Raw genomic sequence first — 15,794 nt, 5'->3', positions numbered from 1 at the left:
CCATAGCCCGGCGCCGGGCCGGGCGTTCGAGTTACGGTTCAGTGGGTATCGCTGTCGATGAGCAGCGACCCGCCGGAACTCACCACCCGGAGTGTCGGATTACTGGTCTGGCCGCCGTAGCTGAGGTTGTTCACCCGCATATCCACCGAGCCGTCGGGATTGTTGCCCTTGAACGCTTCGATGCGGCTGAAACTCTGTACGGTGCGGGTCGACCAGTACTGTTCGAACTCCTGACGGCTGCTGTAGGCCTGTTGTGCGGCCGGGGTCAGCAGCGACCACGAACCCGCCGGATTCATGTAGAACTGCTCGAGCAGCTGGCCGGCTTGGACCCATTCGACCTGCCCGGTGCTGGGGGTGCTGCCCAGCGCGGGCGCGGCCGCCGCCGTGGTCCCGGGTGTCCGGGGTGCCGAGGTCGACGAGGTATCGGTTTGTGCCGATCCGCTGTCGCCGGAATCGGAGGCACTGAACCAGAGCACACCGCCGACCACCGCCGCCCCGGCGATACCGCCGATGAGTACGGCCCGCCGGACGCCGCCGCCGGAGCCTTCGGCGACGGGCTGGGTGGTGGTGGGCGGATTATTCGGTGCCCGCCGCGGTGGGCGGCCGTCGGTTCGGTCGTCCTCGCGGGGTTCGGCCCGCCGGCGCGGGGCCGGGGCGGGTGCGGCACCGCGGGTGCGGCCGGGGACAGGTGTTTCCATCGTGCTGACGGCAGCTCCGCCGGAGTGCCCGTTGCGGTCGAAGGCTTCGCGTGCGGGCACGAACCCGGAGTGCTCGGCATTCGCGCCCGGATATCCGGCGAACTGCGACAGCTGTTCGCGGGCCTCCTGCATGCCCGGCCGCAGCCGCGGATCGGCTTCGAGCAGGTCGAGCAGGAAATCGGTGGCCGGTCCGGCGTTCTGGGGTTCGCTGACCTGACCGTTGGCCGCGGCATACAGCACTTTGAGTGGGTTACCGGACCCGAAGGGCGGCTCTCCTTCGAGGGCGTGGAACAGCGTCGCCCCCAGGGCGAAAACGTCCGCGGCCGGGGTAGGGTCCGCGCCGCGCGCAACTTCGGGTGCCAGGTAGGCGGCGGTCCCGCAGATCAATCCGGTCTCGGTGAGCGTCACATCGCCGGTGGCGCGTGAGATACCGAAATCGGTGATCTTGACGGTGCCGTGGTCGTCGAGCAGGATATTGCCCGGTTTCACGTCGCGATGCACGATCCCGGCCTGATGCGCCGCGATGAGCGCCGCCGCGACCTGTTCCCCGATCCGCGCGACCTGAGGCAACGGCAGCGGCCCCTCGGAGGACAGCACCTGCGCCAGGCTCCGCGACTTCATGTACTCCATCACCAGGCACGGATCGCCGCCGTGTTCGGTGATATCGAACACCACGATGGCATTCGGATGCTGGAACCTGGCCGCGTTGCGGGCCTCGCGGGTCGCGCGCTGGCGCAGCACATCGCGCTCGGCGGGCGGCAGACTGGGCTTTATATGGATCTGCTTGATCGCCACCGACCGTTGCAGACGCTCGTCGACGGCACGCCAGACCACGCCTGTGCCGCCGCTACCGATCTGCTCGACCAGGCGGTAATGATCCGCGATCAACTGACCGGTATCGATGGCGCCCACTCCGAACTTTCTCGAATCGTGACTTGACGCGTCGGTGACCTCTCACGCGTTCGCCGACGAGTGTAGCGGGCACCCCGACCGGCCCAGTGGGTGATATCACCCAACGCTCGCCGCCCCCGTCGCGGCAGCGCCCGCCCCGCCGACTCGCCACCGGGCGCGCGGCGCGGGCGAACGCCGGGCTACTAAGCTGTTGCGCGTGAGTCTTGTGTTGCTGCCCGCTGTCGATGTCGCCAATGGAGAGGCCGTCCGCCTGGTACAGGGCGCGGCGGGCAGCGAAACCAGTTACGGTTCGCCGCGCGATGCCGCCCTCGCGTGGCAAGATGCGGGCGCCGAATGGGTGCATCTGGTCGACCTGGACGCGGCGTTCGGCCGCGGGTCCAACCGGGAGTTGCTGGCGCAGGTCGTCGGTGAACTGGATGTCGCTGTCGAACTGTCCGGCGGTATCCGCGACGACGAATCGCTGAAGGTCGCGATGGCCACCGGTTGCGCCCGGGTCAACCTGGGTACCGCCGCGCTGGAGGATCCGCAGTGGTGCGCCCGGGCGATCGCCGAATACGGCGACCGGGTGGCGGTCGGGCTGGACGCCCGGATCGTGGACGGCGACTACCGGCTGCGCGGCCGCGGCTGGGTCAGCGACGGCGGGGATCTGTGGGAGGTCCTGGAACGGCTGGAACGGGACGGCTGCGCGCGCTACGTCGTCACCGATGTCACCAAGGACGGCACTCTCACCGGTCCCAACCTGGATCTGCTGCGCGAGGTGTGTATGGCCACCGATGTGCCGGTGATCGCCTCGGGCGGGGTCTCGGCCCTGGCCGACCTGACCGCGATCGCCGAACTGGTGCCCGAGGGCGTGGAAGGCGCGATCGTGGGCAAAGCCCTGTACGCGGGCCGGTTCACCCTGCCCGAGGCGCTGGCCGCCGTCCGTTGACCGCGCGCGGGGTCGTGCCGGCCGGGCTCGGGCGCCGCGGCCTGCCCACCGGATGCACGCCCGGCCGCACACCGATCGCGAGAAACCGGGAGCCGAAGCGATGACCAGGGCAGAGACCGAACTATCCGGGCTGCTGACCACGGCGGCCGAAGTGCTCGACGGTGCCGGTGCCCGTTTCCTCGAAGGTCGCGGCGCACCGAGCGCCGTGGCCAAGGGGGCGGGGGATTTCGCCACCGAACTCGACCTGGAACTCGAGCGCACCATTTCCGAGCAGCTCCTGGCACGGACCGGTATCGAGGTACACGGCGAGGAATTCGGCGGGCCGTCACTCACCAGTGGCACCGCATGGGTGCTGGATCCGATCGACGGCACCTTCAACTATTCGAACGGTCATCCGCTGACCGGCACCCTGCTCGCGTTGATCCGCGACGGAGAACCGGTGCTCGGGCTGGCCTGGTTTCCGCCGCTGGATCGCCGGTATGCCGCCATCGCCGGCGGACCGCTGATGATCGACGGGGTCGCCCGGCCGCCGCTGCCCCCCGGTGTGCTCGACGAAGCGATGATCGGGTTCGGCGCCTTCAATATCGAATCCACCGGCCGGGTTCCGGGAATGTTCCGGCACCGGGTCCTCGGCGCGCTCAGCCGGTTGTCGTCGCGGGTGCGGATGCACGGCTCGACCGGCATCGACCTGGCCTTCACCGCCGACGGCACACTCGGCGGCGCGATCGTGTTCGGTCACCATCCGTGGGACAACGCGGCGGGCGCGCTGATGGTGCGGTGCGCAGGCGGGATCGTCACCGACCTCGAGGGGGCGGACTGGACCATCGAATCCGGTTCGGTGCTGGCGGCGGCGCCCGGGGTGCACGCCGAACTGCTCGAAATGATCGCCGCGACCCGCACTACCGGGTTTGTTGCACCCGGTAGTGATCGCGACAACAGTGCGGCCGGTACCGACGCTGCTTTCGCCGGCGGTGGGGACAGTGCCGCGACCGGCGGCGAGATGGACGGTACCGCTCCCGGTGCCGGTGAGGAGCGCTCATGACCCTGGCAACGCGTGTCATCCCCTGCTTGGACGTCGACGCCGGTCGAGTGGTCAAGGGCGTCAACTTCCAGAACTTGCGCGATGCCGGCGACCCGGTCCGGCTCGCCGCCGCCTACGACGCCCAAGGTGCCGACGAGCTCACCTTCCTCGACGTCACCGCTTCCAGCGGTGACCGCGCCACAATGTTCGATGTGGTCACCCGGACCGCCGAGCAGATCTTCATCCCGCTCACCGTCGGCGGCGGAGTGCGCACCGTCGACGATGTGGACCGGCTGCTGCGCGCCGGTGCGGACAAGGTCTCGGTGAACACCGCCGCCATCGCCCGCCCCGAGGTGCTGCACGAGATGTCGCAGCGGTTCGGATCGCAGTGCATCGTGCTGTCGGTCGATGCCCGCACTGTGCCCGACGGTGAACCGGACACCCCGTCGGGCTGGGAGGTCACCACCCACGGCGGTCGCCGGGGCACCGGGATCGACGCGGTCGAATGGGCGGTGCGCGGGGCCGAGCTCGGAGTGGGGGAGATCCTGCTCAACTCGATGGACGCCGACGGCACCAAGGCAGGGTTCGATCTGCCGATGATCCGCGCCGTGCGCGCCGCGGTCTCGATTCCGGTGATCGCCTCGGGCGGGGCCGGCGCGGTCGAGCATTTCGCTCCCGCTGTGCAGTCCGGAGCGGACGCCGTGCTGGCCGCCAGCGTCTTCCACTTCGGGGACCTGACCATCCCGCAGGTCAAGGACGCTCTGCGCGCGGCCGATCTGGTGGTGCGCTGAAATGGCCTTGGATCCGGCGATCGCCGCCCGGCTCAAACGTGACGCCGCCGGGTTGGTGGCCGCGGTGGCGCAGGAACGCGCAACGGGCGCGGTGCTGATGATGGCGTGGATGGACGACGAGGCGCTGGCCCGCACCCTCGAAACCCGCCGCGCCACCTACTATTCCCGGTCTCGGAAGCAGTACTGGGTCAAGGGGGAGACCTCCGGGCATACACAGTACGTGCACGAGGTCCGGTTGGACTGCGACGGCGATACGGTGCTGCTGGTGGTGGATCAGCGGGGCGCGGCCTGCCACACCGGAACACACACCTGTTTCGACACCGACGTGCTGCTTCCTTCCGAACAGGTGTGACGACCGTCCGGTTGCGGCAGAGTACGGCGCTGTCGAGCGCCTGCGCCATCGCACCGGTGAGCCGATGAGCAGGTGACGGTAAGGCCCCGGAATCGGCGATAACCGCACTGCTCGGCAGGGACACCCGCGACGACCGGGAGCGGTCGGGCATGTGCGGACCTGACCGGTGTGTGGCCGCTGGTGAACAACGGGAAGCCGCGAGATCGCCGTCGAGCGTCTCGTCGTCTCGAGGACGTCGACGGCTCCCGCATGCCGGGACCGCGCACGGTCAGCCCGGCGATATCGTGCCGGGCGTATAGCGGCTGATCTCGATTCCCTGGACGAGCCGGTCCTCGATCCGGAGACGGATGAGTGCGTAGGGGTGCCCGCCGGGCGCGATAACCGCCGCTGGGCTGCCGGCGAGAAGAAATGTCGCGGTGACGGCGATCCGGTCGGCGAACAACCGTGTTTCCTCGGCGACGGCGGTGGCGCCGCGAACCTCGGTGGGCGCACCCGCCGGGAGCAGGCGCGGGTCGGCGATCCGGACGGCATCGGGGGCCAGCAGGGTGACCAGCCGGGCGATATCGCCGCCGCGTGCCGCGGCCAGGAAGGCCTCGACGATCTCGAGATGCTCGGCGATATCGGGTGTGCCGGAGGTGCCGGGATATCCGGTGGCAGTGCCGGATTCGGGTGGCCGCGCATCGCGCAGCCTGCCGCGGGCCCGGCTGGCCAGTTTCTTCGCTGCCGCCGGGGTCGCGTCGAGTACCGTGGCCACCCGGTCGAACGGCACAGCGAAGAGATCGTGCAGCACATAGGCCACCCGCTGGGCCGGCGACAGTTCGCCGAGCAGCACGAGCAGTGCCCGGGACACGTCCTCGCGGCGGAGGAATGCTTCGTCGGCGCCGGCCTGTTCACCGCCGATATCGTCGAGCAGTAGCGGGAGTTCGCCACGGCGCTCCCGGGCTCGGAGCAGATCCAGGCACAACCGTGCCGTCACGGTGGTGAACCAGGCGTCCGGTTCGGCCACCTCGGACAGGTCTGCCGCCTGCACCCTGGTCCATGCGGTCTGCACCGCATCCTCGGCGTCCTGGTAGGAGCCGACGATCCGGTAGGCCAGCGATAGCAGCCGCGGCCGGGCCGCCTCGAATTTCTCGACCATTTCCACGAGCGCGTCACCTTTCGTGCGTGCGGGACGTCAGAAGGGTGAGAACGAATCGTCCGACGTGCACGCCCCCGAGGAGCCACCATGAGCGTACCGATCCACCGATTTCCTTCCGGAACCGATCGAGGCCCGCGGCGGCATATCGGCGCCGCTGTGGCGCCGATGAACGGAATGGCGCCGGAGCCGGCGTCGTGGACCGGGCGCGGTGCGTGCGGCTGTGTCCGGGTCGCCGCGCTGTGGCAGGGCGGCATCCGGTGAACGGGGCGATCGAGATCGCACTGCTCGCCGCGACCGTGGGCTGCGTGCTGGCCAACGCCGCGGAGGTGGTCGCGAAGGCCGTGGGCGCGCAATTCGTGAGGCAGAATTCCGCCGAGGTGGGCGTGGCGCCGAAATGGATTCCGTATCTGGCGGTGATCGAAGGCGCCGGGGTGGCCGGGTTGGTGGCCGGGTTGTTCGGGGCGCAATCCCTCGGGCTGGCCGCCGCGGCCGGGCTGGTGCTGTTCTTCGTGGGAGCGGTCGCTGCCCACATCCGGGCACGGGTATTCCACAACCTCGCGTTTCCCGGAGGTTTCCTGGTACTGGCGCTGGCCGCTACTGCCTTCTTCGCCTGGTCGGCGGGCTGAATCGAGCGAGCCGGGATAGCGGCGGTACTACGCCGACCCGATCGGCGTGGGGGGTTTGCCGCCCGGCGGCCCGGGGCACCGGCGTGACTACGGGGCAGTACGGCCGAGGACCGTGCTCAGGTGGGTGGCGAGCGTATCGCCGAGATCCGCCATCGCCGCGGTTTGCTCGGCATCGAGCCCGTCGAAGACCAGCCGGCGCACCACATCCATGTATCCGGGCGCGGCCTCCAGGACCTTCTGGTGGCCCTCGTCGGTGAGTTCGGCCAGGACACCGCGACGTCCGGTGGTCGCGGTGCGCGTGGCCCAGCCCATACGTTCGAGCTTGGAGACCACATGCGAAAGTCTCGATAGCGATGAATTTGCTCGATGCGCGAGCTCGCTCATCTGCAGTCGCCGGTCCGGCGCCTCCGAGAGCAGGGTGAGCACCCAGTACTCGAAATGAGTCACGCCGGACTCGCGCTGCAGGTCGGTGTCCAATGCCCCTGGCAAGCGGTTCAGCACCGCGACCACTGCGCGCCAGGCCCGTCCCTCGACCGGGTTCAGCCACTCCGTCACTAATCCGCCTTCTCTCCGGTCCGGTGACGATTCCGGCATGTGTCACCGAGCTACCGGAGAAAAGTTTGCCACGACTTCGCTCGAACTTGGGTCAACTCAGAAACGAAGGTGAGGCCATTCACACGAATCGGGCGGATCGAAGCCGCTACGCGCTTTTTCGCCTACGGAGAAAATCCAGTGCGCCGTCGGCGTGTACATTCGCGCGCAGTTCGCTGCTGATCACGGTGAGAACGGTGCGGTCGGTGTCGATGACGAAGGTGTGCCGTTTCACCGGCATGAGCTTGCCCAGCAGTCCGCGTTTGACCCCGAAACTCTCCGCGACCGACCCGGCGGCATCCGACAGTAGCGGGTATTCCAGCCGCTGCGCCCCCGCGAACCCGGCCTGGACGTCGACGGCATCGGCACTGATCCCCGCGCAACTCGCGCCGAGCTCCGCGAACTCGGCGGTGAGATCGCGGAAATGGCAGGCCTCGGCCGTGCACACCGGCGTATTCGCGGCGGGATAGAAGAACAACACCAGCGGCCCGCCGCCCAGCAGCGAATCGAGGGAGCGGAGGGTACCGGTCTGATCCGGGAGTTCGAATTCCGGGGCGAGCTGGCCGATCTGCATACCCGGACACTACCGCCGGCGGCGGTCCCCCGGGGTGCATCGAGCACGCCGGGGACCCGGCTGGAATGATGGTCCGAATGCACGGCGCGACCACTCCCGCGACTACCTCCCGCGAACGATTCCACGAACTCGCCGCCGAACACCGGGTCGTCCCGGTGACCCGGAAGGTGCTGGCCGATTCGGAGACCCCGCTGTCGGCCTACCGCAAACTGGGCGGTGACCGGGCGGGCACGTTCCTGTTCGAATCCGCGGAGAACGGCCGATCCTGGTCGCGCTGGTCGTTCATCGGCGCGGGCAGCCCCTCGGCGCTCACGTCGGTCGACGGCGCCGCCGCCTGGCTCGGCGCCACTCCCGCGGGGGCTCCCGCCGGCGGCGATCCGCTGGACGCCCTACGGGAAACCCTCGAACTGTTGCGCACCGAACGGATGCCCGGTCTGCCTCCACTGACCGGCGGAATGGTCGGCTATCTCGGCTACGACGCGGTGCGCCGCATGGAACGGCTGCCCGAATACGCCGAAGACGACCTGCGCCTGCCGGAAATGGTGCTGCTGCTGGCCACCGACCTGGCGGCCTTCGACCATCACGAGGGCGCGATCACCCTGATCGCCAACGCCGTCAACTGGAACGGCACGGACGAGAATGCGGACGCCGCCTACGACGACGCCCTCGCCCGCCTCGATCGGATGACCGCCGCCCTGGCCGCGCCCGCGGTCTCCACGGTTTCGGTTTTCGACCAGCCCGAACCGGACTACCGGCGCGCCCGGACCCCGGACGAGTACGGGGCCGGGGTCCGCCGCCTCGTCTCGGAGATCGAGGCCGGTGAAGCCTTCCAGGTGGTGTTGTCGCAGCGTTTCGAAATGGACTACGGCGGCACCCCCATCGACCTCTACCGGATGTTGCGCGCGGCCAACCCGAGCCCGTACATGTACCTGCTGCACATCCCGGACGGCGACGGGAACACTGCGTTCTCGATCGTCGGATCCAGCCCGGAAGCGCTGGTGGCCGTGCAGGACGGGGTCGCGACCACGCACCCCATCGCAGGTACTCGCTGGCGGGGTGCCACCGAAGAAGACGATCTGCTGCTCGAGAAGGGCCTGCTGGCCGACGAGAAGGAGAACGCCGAGCATCTGATGCTCGTCGATCTCGGACGTAACGATCTGGGCCGGGTCTGCGTGCCCGGGACGGTGCGGGTCACCGAGTACCGCCACGTCGAGCGCTACAGCCATGTGATGCACCTGGTCTCCACGGTGACCGGCCGCCTGGCCCCGGGCAAGATCGCGCTCGACGCGGTGCGGGCCTGTTTCCCGGCAGGAACGCTGTCCGGCGCCCCCAAGGTGCGGGCCATGCAGTTGATCGAGGAACTCGAACCCACCCGGCGCGGGGTATACGGCGGCGTGGTCGGCTACCTCGATTTCGCCGGTGACGCCGATACCGCGATCGCCATCCGCACCGCCCTCCTCAAGGACGGCACCGCCTACGTCCAGGCCGGCGCGGGTGTGGTGGCCGATTCCGAGGCCGAATACGAGGACACCGAATCCCGGAACAAGGCGATGGCGGTACTGCGTGCGGTGGCCGCCGCCGAAACGGTGCGTGCCTACGGTGACGACGAATCCGAGGACAGGGCGCCGGTGGCTTCCGCATCCGGAGACGGCGTATGAACTCGGACGACACCGAACGGCGCCCCAGCGCCGCTGCGGCGCGGTCGATCGCGGCGGATGCGGTGGGTTCCGCGGAAGGGACCGGAACTCCGGGTGCGGCGGAAGCGGCCACCGGATCCCCCGGTGAATCCGTCGCTGCGCGGCACCGGCCGATCGACTGGGGCGACGAGGAGATCGCGCCCGCCGCCGAAGCCGGGTCCCCCCGGGGCGGGCGGCACCCGGTTGCCGCGCTGGCCCTGCTCCTGCTCGGTGCTGCCGCGCTGTGGGGTTCGTCCCGGCTCACGTGGGTCACGGTGACCTCCGCCGACGGTTTGACCGAGCCGCGTACCGACGCACTGAACGGCGGGGTCTGGTTCGGTGCGCTGACGCCGCTGGCACTGGTTCTACTGGCCGCCGTCGCCGCTGTCCTGGCGACCCGGGGCTGGCCGCGCCGTCTGGTGGGTGTGGTGGTCGCCCTGATAGCCGCTGTGACCGCGGTACCGGCGCTGGCGCTGCTCACCGGGTCCGGGGCCACCGAGCAGCGGGCCGCGGATCTGGCCGGGCTGCCGGGCCGGGCCCAGGTGCAGGACCTGGTGACCTCGGGCGGTCCGGCCGTGCTGACGCTGTGCGGTGCGCTGGCCGCGTTCGGTGCGGGGCTGCTGCTGGCCCGGATGCCGGCCGGTACCGGGCAGCTGTCCGGAAAGTACGACAACCCTGCGACGCGGAAGGCCGCGGCCACCCAGGCGGTGCAGCAGGGTGGGTCCGGCGAGGTGCTGCCGGAGCGGGTGCTGTGGGACGCGCTGGACGCCGGTGCCGATCCGACCGACCCGGCGGGCGCGGACGGCGCAGAGGAGCCGGCGGCCGGATCCGCCGCCGCCCCGGCGAACGAAACGACCCCGTCTGCCTCGGCCGAATCGGCGAAACCGGCGGACCGGGCCGGAACGGCCCGTGACGCAGATCGCACGGACGGCCCGGGGCCCGGTGATACCCCCTAGCAGGCCGGTCGCGGCCGGGTGATCCGCCCCCGGCGTCAGGGCGCCGCGGCCTGCCATTTACTCTTGTTCAGCATCGGTGAGACAGCTCCTGGGGGAATCCTTCAGGTAGTAATTTGCGTGTCTCCCCAGAAAGGATTCGAGCCAGATGACGGTACTCGACTCGATTCTCGACGGGGTCCGCTCGGATGTAGCCGCTCGGGAGGCGGTGCTCGACTTCCCCGCGGTGAAGGCAGCGGCCGCCGCCGCGATCCCGCCGCTCGATGCGAAGGCGGCCCTCCTCGAAGACGGCATCGGTGTGATCGCCGAGGTCAAGCGGGCCAGTCCGTCCAAGGGCGCGCTCGCCGATATCGGTGACCCGGCCAGCCTGGCCAAGGCCTACGAGGACGGTGGGGCCCGGATCATCAGCGTGCTCACCGAGGGGCGGCGCTTCCACGGATCGCTGGACGATCTGGACGCTGTCCGCGCCACGGTCGATATTCCGGTACTGCGCAAGGATTTCGTCGTCGGCCCTTATCAGATCCACGAGGCGCGGGCGCACGGCGCCGATGTGATCCTGCTGATCGTCGCCGCCCTGGAACAGGACACGCTGGCTTCGCTCATCGATCGCACCGAATCGCTCGGAATGACCGCGCTCGTCGAGGTGCATACCGAGGAGGAGGCCGATCGGGCCCTCACCGCCGGTGCGAGCGTGATCGGTGTGAATGCGCGCAACCTGAAAACTCTCGAGGTCGACCGGGATTCCTTTGCCCGGATCGCGCCCGGTCTGCCGACGGAGGTCGTGCGGATCGCCGAATCCGGGGTCCGTGGCACGGCCGACCTGCTCGCGTACGCGGGCGCCGGTGCGGACGCGGTACTTGTCGGCGAGGGCCTGGTCACCAGTGGTGATCCCCGGGCGGCGGTCTCGGAGCTGGTCACCGCCGGTACGCATCCCTCCTGCCCGAAACCGGCCCGGCGGGGGCGATGATGGCGGCGTCCGGTTCGTCCACCGACCATGCACTGCCCGCCGCGAGTCGCGGGGTGGCGCAGCGTAGCGAGCACGAGCCCGATGAGGGCGGCCATTTCGGTGTCTACGGCGGCCGGCATGTGCCCGAGGCGTTGATGGCGGTGATCGAGGAGGTCACGGCCGAATACGACAAGGTCCGCCTGGACCCTGATTTCCTCGCCGAACTCGATCGGTTGCAGCGCGACTACACCGGTCGTCCCTCGCCGGTCTTCGAATGCACCGGGCTGGCCGAGCATGCCGGTGGTGCGCGGATTCTGCTGAAGCGCGAAGACCTGAACCACACCGGTTCCCACAAGATCAACAACGTGCTGGGGCAGGCGCTGCTCGCCAAGCGAATGGGTAAGACCCGGATCATCGCCGAAACCGGCGCCGGGCAGCACGGGGTCGCCACGGCCACCGCCTGCGCCCTGCTGGGGCTGCGCTGCATCATCTACATGGGTGCGGTCGATACCGCCCGGCAGGCCCTGAACGTGGCCCGGATGCGGCTGCTCGGTGCCGAGGTCATCTCGGTGACCCTCGGTTCGCAAACGCTCAAGGATGCGATCAACGAGGCGCTGCGCGATTGGGTCACCAACGCCGAGGACACCTACTACTGCTTCGGCACCGCCGCCGGACCCCATCCGTTCCCGATGATGGTTCGCGATTTCCAGCGGGTGGTCGGGATGGAGGCGCGGGCCCAGGTCCAGAGCCTGACCGGCCGCCTGCCCGACGCCGTCGCGGCCTGCGTGGGCGGGGGATCCAATGCGATCGGCATCTTCCATGCCTTCATCGACGACCCCGGCGTCCGGCTGGTCGGTTACGAAGCCGCCGGTGACGGTGTGGAAACCGGCCGGCACGCCGCGACCTTCGCCGGCGGCTCCCCGGGCGCCTTCCAGGGCGCCTACTCGTACCTGCTGCAGGACGAGGACGGCCAGACCATCGAATCCCACTCCATCTCGGCCGGCCTGGACTATCCGGGCGTGGGTCCCGAGCATGCGTTCCTGAAGGATACCGGCCGGGCCGAGTACCTACCGGTCACCGATACCGCCGCGATGGACGCGCTGCTGCTGCTCAGCCGTACCGAGGGCATCATCCCGGCCATCGAGTCCGCGCACGCGGTGGCGGGGGTGCTCGAATTGGGCCGCGAACTAGGCGAGGGCGCGATCATCCTGGTGAACCTCTCCGGGCGCGGCGACAAGGATATGGATACCGCCGCCCGCTGGTTCGGGCTCTTCGACGATCCGGACACCGGCAAGGAGAACGGTCAGTGAGTTCCGAATCCCGTCTCGGCGCCACCTTCGCCGCCTGCAAGGCCGATCGTCGCGCGGCGCTCATCGGGTACCTGCCCGCCGGCTATCCAGACCTCGAGGGTTCACGCAAAGTTGTACGGGCGATGGTCGAATCCGGTTGCGATATCGTCGAAGTCGGCATCGCCTATTCCGATCCGGTGATGGACGGGCCGACCATCCAGGCCGCCGCCGATCAGGCGCTGCGCGGCGGAGTCCGGGTCCGCGATGTGTTCTCCGTGGTCGAAGCGGTGGCCGACGCGGGTGCCCAGGCGGTGGTGATGAGCTACTGGAATCCGGTGCTCAAATACGGTGTCGACCGGTTCGCCCGCGATCTCGCTGCCGCCGGTGGCGCCGGCGTCATCACGCCCAATCTCATTCCCGAGGAAGCCGCGGACTGGTTCAGCGCCTCCGCCGCGCACAACCTCGACCGGATCTTCCTGGTGGCACCGTCGTCCACCGAGGAACGTCTCGCCGCCACCCTCGATGCCAGTTCGGGTTTCGTCTACGCCGCGTCGACCATGGGTGTCACCGGCGCCCGGGACGCGGTCTCCACCATGGCTCCCGCGCTGTGCGCCCGGATCCGCGAGCACAGCGATATTCCCATCGGGGTCGGCCTCGGGGTCCGCTCCGGGGCGCAGGCGGCCGAGATCGCGGCCTACGCAGACGGGGTGATCGTCGGCTCTGCGCTGGTCAGCGCCGCCGCCGAGGGGCTGGACGCGGTCCACGCCCTGACCGCGGAACTGGCCGGCGGTGTCCGCGCCGCCACGGTCGCTTCCTGAGCCCCTCACCGCGCGCAGGACACCGCGGTGAGAAGCCGGCGAGGCACCCCGCCGGGCGCGGGTAGAACACGCGAGCCGGAGGCCGAACTTGCCAACGTGGCCTCCTGGACTACGGTTGCCCCGTGACCGTTCTCGCCGTACCGGAAACCACCTCGGCCGTCGTATCGCCCGCCACCGAGCTGCTGGCCTATCTGCCCAGCCCGCCGCAGGGGGTCTGGGAGATCGGGCCGTTCCCGCTCCGCGCGTACGCGGTCTGCATCATCGTCGGGATCATCGTCGCCATCTGGTGGGGCGAGAAACGCTGGCAGTCCCGCGGGGGCGAGGCGGGCACGATCCTGGACGTCGCCGTTTTCGCCGTACCGTTCGGGCTGATCGGCGGCCGGATCTACCATGTCGCCACCGACTGGCAGAAGTACTTCGGGGAAGACGGCAACCCCATGGACGCCCTGAAGATCTACCAGGGCGGTCTCGGTATCTGGGGTGCGGTGTTCTTCGGCGCGATCGGCGCCTGGATCGCCTGCCGGATCTACAAGGTCCCGCTGCCCGCGCTCGGTGACGCGATTGCCCCGCCGATTCTGCTCGCCCAGGCCATCGGCCGGCTCGGCAACTACTTCAACCAGGAGCTCTACGGTCGCGAAACCGATCTGCCGTGGGGTCTGGAGATCTACCTCCGCTTCGACGACGCCGGTCGCCTCGACATGATGAACGGTGTTTCCTCGGGCGAGGTCCATTCCGTCGTGCATCCGACGTTCCTTTACGAGTTGCTGTGGAATGTCGCGGTCGTGCTCGCACTGGTCTATATCGACCGGCGTTTCCGGATCGGGCACGGGCGGCTGTTCGCCCTGTACGTCGCCGGCTACTGCTTCGGTCGCTTCTTCGTCGAACTCATGCGCGACGACGAGGCCACCCAGATCGCGGGTATCCGGATCAACTCCTTCACCTCCGGCCTGGTCTTCCTGGCCGCGATCGCCTACGTCCTGTTCGCCACCAAGGGCCGGGAGACTCCGGAACAGCTCCGCCCCGAGTGGGGGCCGCGCCCGTGGCCCTGGCAGTTCGGTGCGTTGCGGACTGCAGGCGAGGCGTCCGAGACCGGTTCCGGCGCGGAAGCTTACGCCGCACCCGATTCCGAGACCGGAAAAGAGTCCGGGGAGTCCGGTCCCGCCGATCCACTCGAGAAGGCGGCGGCGTCGAAGGAGGGCGGCGAATCCGGCGCCGGCGATCCGCTCGCGAAGCCGAAGGACGCCGACGAGTCCGCGAAAACCGACGACCCCGCCGATTCCGCAGCCGGCCCGCAAGATTCGTCCGCCGAGGCCGACCCCGCGGAGCTGGGCGGGTCCGCGGAGCCGCCGAAATCCGCGACAGGCGAAGATGCCGTAGATCCGAAGTCCAGCGCGAGCGAATCCGACGCTTTACACACCGATTCCGTGTCACCAGCGGATACGGATTCCGCGGCCACCGCACCGAAAAACCCCTGAGCCGACCGGAACACAGCCTTCCACGGCCCAACCCCAAGGTATGGGCCCGAACCGTGCGCGGCCGGAGCCGGCGCCATGAAACAGCGGGGTAGCCAGTAAAGAACAACGAGACAGATATCCCCAAGGGCCTGCGCCGGAGAAATCCTCCAGTGACTGCCCACCTCCATGGTTCGGGGCCCGTCTCGTTCTGGAGCGACAGAGCGGGGGAGCGAAGCGGAGGAGCGGCGGAGTGAAGAACGAGACCCAGGGGGCCCCGAACCCCGCGCCGCCGGAGGCGGCGCCGATAACACAGGCACCGATAACACAGGAGGAGCAGTGACCGATCCGTACCAGCAGGGCGGACCGCAGTACGGCCCGCCGGGCACCGGCCCGGATCTGGGTAAATCGCCGGGGTATCCGTCGCAGGGGCAGCCCTACCCGTCCCAGCCGTACGCCTCGCAGCCGTACCCGGGGCAGCCCGACCCGCAGTACGGGGCCGCACCGGGCTACGGGCAGCCGGGCCCCGGATACGGTCAGCCGGATCCCGCCTACGGGCAGCCGGGCGCGTACGGGCAGCCGGGACCTGCCTACGGTGCGCCCATGGGCTACAACCCCATGGACCCGGAGGCCCCTTACGGGCGCGATATGTACGGGGTGCCGCTGTCGGACAAGCAGAAGATGGTAGCGGGTCTGCTGCAGATCTTCTTCGGCTATCTCGGGATCGGCCGGTTCTACCTCGGTGACACCGGAATGGGTATCGGCCAGATCGCGGCCAGCATCTTCACCTGCGGTATCGCCGGGTCGATCTGGGGGCTGATCGACGGCATCATGATTCTCACCGGCAAGGTGACCGATACCCACGGTCGTCCACTGCGGGACTGAACTATCCCGGTGTGCAGGGTGCGGGTCCGCCTCGGTGGGCCCGCATTCGTGTATCCGGGGCAATTCGTAGCGCCGAGGTAACAGGCGCGTAAGGCATTCGGTTCATCGTGAAGCAGGCGGCGTTGGGTCGCCGTTCACCCAGAGT

General features: G+C 69.3%; 16 protein-coding genes and 1 pseudogene. 13 read left to right on the top strand and 4 right to left on the bottom strand.

The window, feature by feature from the left end:
* Window positions 1–38 precede the first annotated feature (38 nt).
* Window positions 39–1,610 carry a serine/threonine-protein kinase gene (locus NS6_RS07445; RefSeq protein WP_245669175.1) on the bottom strand — a complete coding sequence of 524 codons (1,572 nt, stop codon included), beginning with the start codon at window positions 1,608–1,610 and terminating at the stop codon, window positions 39–41.
* 196 nt (window positions 1,611–1,806) lie between these two features.
* On the opposite strand from NS6_RS07445, the gene priA reads away from it, so the two are divergent.
* From priA to hisI, 4 genes are all read left to right on the top strand, one after another.
* Entirely contained in the window at window positions 1,807–2,538 is a 732-nt protein-coding gene (gene priA / locus NS6_RS07440) for a bifunctional 1-(5-phosphoribosyl)-5-((5-phosphoribosylamino)methylideneamino)imidazole-4-carboxamide isomerase/phosphoribosylanthranilate isomerase PriA (protein WP_068038572.1), read from the top strand.
* A gap of 100 nt (window positions 2,539–2,638) precedes the next feature.
* Window positions 2,639–3,580, top strand: coding sequence for an inositol monophosphatase family protein (locus tag NS6_RS07435; RefSeq protein WP_084470832.1), 942 nt, complete (start codon window positions 2,639–2,641; stop codon window positions 3,578–3,580).
* On the top strand, window positions 3,577–4,350 hold the full coding sequence (hisF, locus tag NS6_RS07430; RefSeq protein WP_068038569.1) for an imidazole glycerol phosphate synthase subunit HisF: 774 nt from the start codon (window positions 3,577–3,579) through the stop codon (window positions 4,348–4,350). Before NS6_RS07435 ends, hisF begins: the two co-directional genes overlap by 4 nt.
* Before the next feature lies 1 nt (window position 4,351).
* Entirely contained in the window at window positions 4,352–4,702 is a 351-nt protein-coding gene (gene hisI, locus NS6_RS07425) for a phosphoribosyl-AMP cyclohydrolase (RefSeq protein ID WP_068038566.1), read from the top strand.
* A 268-nt stretch (window positions 4,703–4,970) separates the two neighbouring features.
* On the opposite strand, the gene NS6_RS07420 is transcribed toward hisI, so the two are convergent.
* On the bottom strand, window positions 4,971–5,846 hold the full coding sequence (locus NS6_RS07420; protein ID WP_068038563.1) for a sigma-70 family RNA polymerase sigma factor: 876 nt from the start codon (window positions 5,844–5,846) through the stop codon (window positions 4,971–4,973).
* Window positions 5,847–5,927: 81 nt separating this feature from the next.
* Here NS6_RS07420 and NS6_RS35690 point away from each other — a divergent pair, with 81 nt between their 5' ends.
* Together NS6_RS35690 and NS6_RS35685 are read left to right on the top strand one after the other, a co-directional pair.
* The gene (locus NS6_RS35690; protein WP_245669174.1) at window positions 5,928–6,101 is read left to right on the top strand and encodes a hypothetical protein; all 174 of its coding nucleotides are present in this window, start codon (window positions 5,928–5,930) and stop codon (window positions 6,099–6,101) included.
* Window positions 6,098–6,466 (top strand): DoxX family protein, encoded by a 369-nt coding sequence (locus NS6_RS35685; protein ID WP_068038560.1) that lies wholly within the window; start codon window positions 6,098–6,100, stop codon window positions 6,464–6,466. Before NS6_RS35690 ends, NS6_RS35685 begins: the two co-directional genes overlap by 4 nt.
* A gap of 87 nt (window positions 6,467–6,553) precedes the next feature.
* Here the strand turns inward: NS6_RS35685 and NS6_RS07410 are convergent, their stop codons facing one another.
* Complete coding sequence (locus tag NS6_RS07410; protein ID WP_245669173.1) at window positions 6,554–7,021, bottom strand: MarR family winged helix-turn-helix transcriptional regulator; 468 nt, start codon at window positions 7,019–7,021, stop codon at window positions 6,554–6,556.
* Window positions 7,022–7,166: 145 nt separating this feature from the next.
* Window positions 7,167–7,631 carry a peroxiredoxin gene (locus NS6_RS07405; protein WP_068038554.1) on the bottom strand — a complete coding sequence of 155 codons (465 nt, stop codon included), beginning with the start codon at window positions 7,629–7,631 and terminating at the stop codon, window positions 7,167–7,169.
* Between the two features lie 77 nt (window positions 7,632–7,708).
* Here NS6_RS07405 and NS6_RS07400 point away from each other — a divergent pair, with 77 nt between their 5' ends.
* The 7 genes and pseudogenes from NS6_RS07400 to NS6_RS07370 all read left to right on the top strand — a co-directional run bounded on the left by NS6_RS07400 (window position 7,709) and on the right by NS6_RS07370 (window position 15,649).
* Window positions 7,709–9,289 carry an anthranilate synthase component I gene (locus tag NS6_RS07400; RefSeq protein ID WP_068038833.1) on the top strand — a complete coding sequence of 527 codons (1,581 nt, stop codon included), beginning with the start codon at window positions 7,709–7,711 and terminating at the stop codon, window positions 9,287–9,289.
* Window positions 9,286–10,263: a TIGR02234 family membrane protein gene (locus NS6_RS33715; RefSeq protein ID WP_084470810.1), complete on the top strand. Its 978-nt coding sequence runs from the start codon at window positions 9,286–9,288 to the stop codon at window positions 10,261–10,263. The genes NS6_RS07400 and NS6_RS33715 overlap by 4 nt, the downstream gene beginning before the upstream one ends.
* Window positions 10,264–10,408: 145 nt before the next feature.
* Window positions 10,409–11,227 carry an indole-3-glycerol phosphate synthase TrpC gene (gene trpC / locus NS6_RS07390; RefSeq protein ID WP_068038551.1) on the top strand — a complete coding sequence of 273 codons (819 nt, stop codon included), beginning with the start codon at window positions 10,409–10,411 and terminating at the stop codon, window positions 11,225–11,227.
* Window positions 11,224–12,516 (top strand): tryptophan synthase subunit beta, encoded by a 1,293-nt coding sequence (gene trpB, locus NS6_RS07385; protein ID WP_068038548.1) that lies wholly within the window; start codon window positions 11,224–11,226, stop codon window positions 12,514–12,516. Before trpC ends, trpB begins: the two co-directional genes overlap by 4 nt.
* Window positions 12,513–13,313 carry a tryptophan synthase subunit alpha gene (trpA, locus tag NS6_RS07380; RefSeq protein WP_068038546.1) on the top strand — a complete coding sequence of 267 codons (801 nt, stop codon included), beginning with the start codon at window positions 12,513–12,515 and terminating at the stop codon, window positions 13,311–13,313. The genes trpB and trpA overlap by 4 nt, the downstream gene beginning before the upstream one ends.
* Window positions 13,314–13,435: 122 nt before the next feature.
* Window positions 13,436–14,563: pseudogene (lgt, locus tag NS6_RS07375) on the top strand (prolipoprotein diacylglyceryl transferase); the annotation flags it as partial.
* Window positions 14,564–15,103: 540 nt separating this feature from the next.
* Window positions 15,104–15,649, top strand: a complete 546-nt coding sequence (locus tag NS6_RS07370) for a TM2 domain-containing protein (RefSeq protein WP_068038543.1) — start codon at window positions 15,104–15,106, stop codon at window positions 15,647–15,649.
* Window positions 15,650–15,794: the final 145 nt, after the last annotated feature.

The sequence above is a fragment of the Nocardia speluncae NBRC 108251 genome (assembly GCF_001613245.1).
Lineage (GTDB): Bacteria > Actinomycetota > Actinomycetes > Mycobacteriales > Mycobacteriaceae > Nocardia > Nocardia speluncae.
This window is presented reverse-complemented; position numbering and strand designations above follow the sequence as displayed.

Bases quoted from the DNA above. Each gene is read 5' to 3' on its own strand.
- hisF (WP_068038569.1), top strand. From the start codon at position 3,577: ATGACCCTGGCAACGCGTGTCATCCCCTGCTTGGACGTCGACGCCGGT.
- trpC (WP_068038551.1), top strand. From the start codon at position 10,409: ATGACGGTACTCGACTCGATTCTCGACGGGGTCCGCTCGGATGTAGCC.
- hisI (WP_068038566.1), top strand. From the start codon at position 4,352: ATGGCCTTGGATCCGGCGATCGCCGCCCGGCTCAAACGTGACGCCGCC.
- NS6_RS07405 (WP_068038554.1), bottom strand. From the start codon at position 7,631: ATGCAGATCGGCCAGCTCGCCCCGGAATTCGAACTCCCGGATCAGACC.
- trpB (WP_068038548.1), top strand. From the start codon at position 11,224: ATGATGGCGGCGTCCGGTTCGTCCACCGACCATGCACTGCCCGCCGCG.
- NS6_RS07435 (WP_084470832.1), top strand. From the start codon at position 2,639: ATGACCAGGGCAGAGACCGAACTATCCGGGCTGCTGACCACGGCGGCC.
- NS6_RS33715 (WP_084470810.1), top strand. From the start codon at position 9,286: ATGAACTCGGACGACACCGAACGGCGCCCCAGCGCCGCTGCGGCGCGG.
- NS6_RS35690 (WP_245669174.1), top strand. From the start codon at position 5,928: ATGAGCGTACCGATCCACCGATTTCCTTCCGGAACCGATCGAGGCCCG.
- NS6_RS07400 (WP_068038833.1), top strand. From the start codon at position 7,709: ATGCACGGCGCGACCACTCCCGCGACTACCTCCCGCGAACGATTCCAC.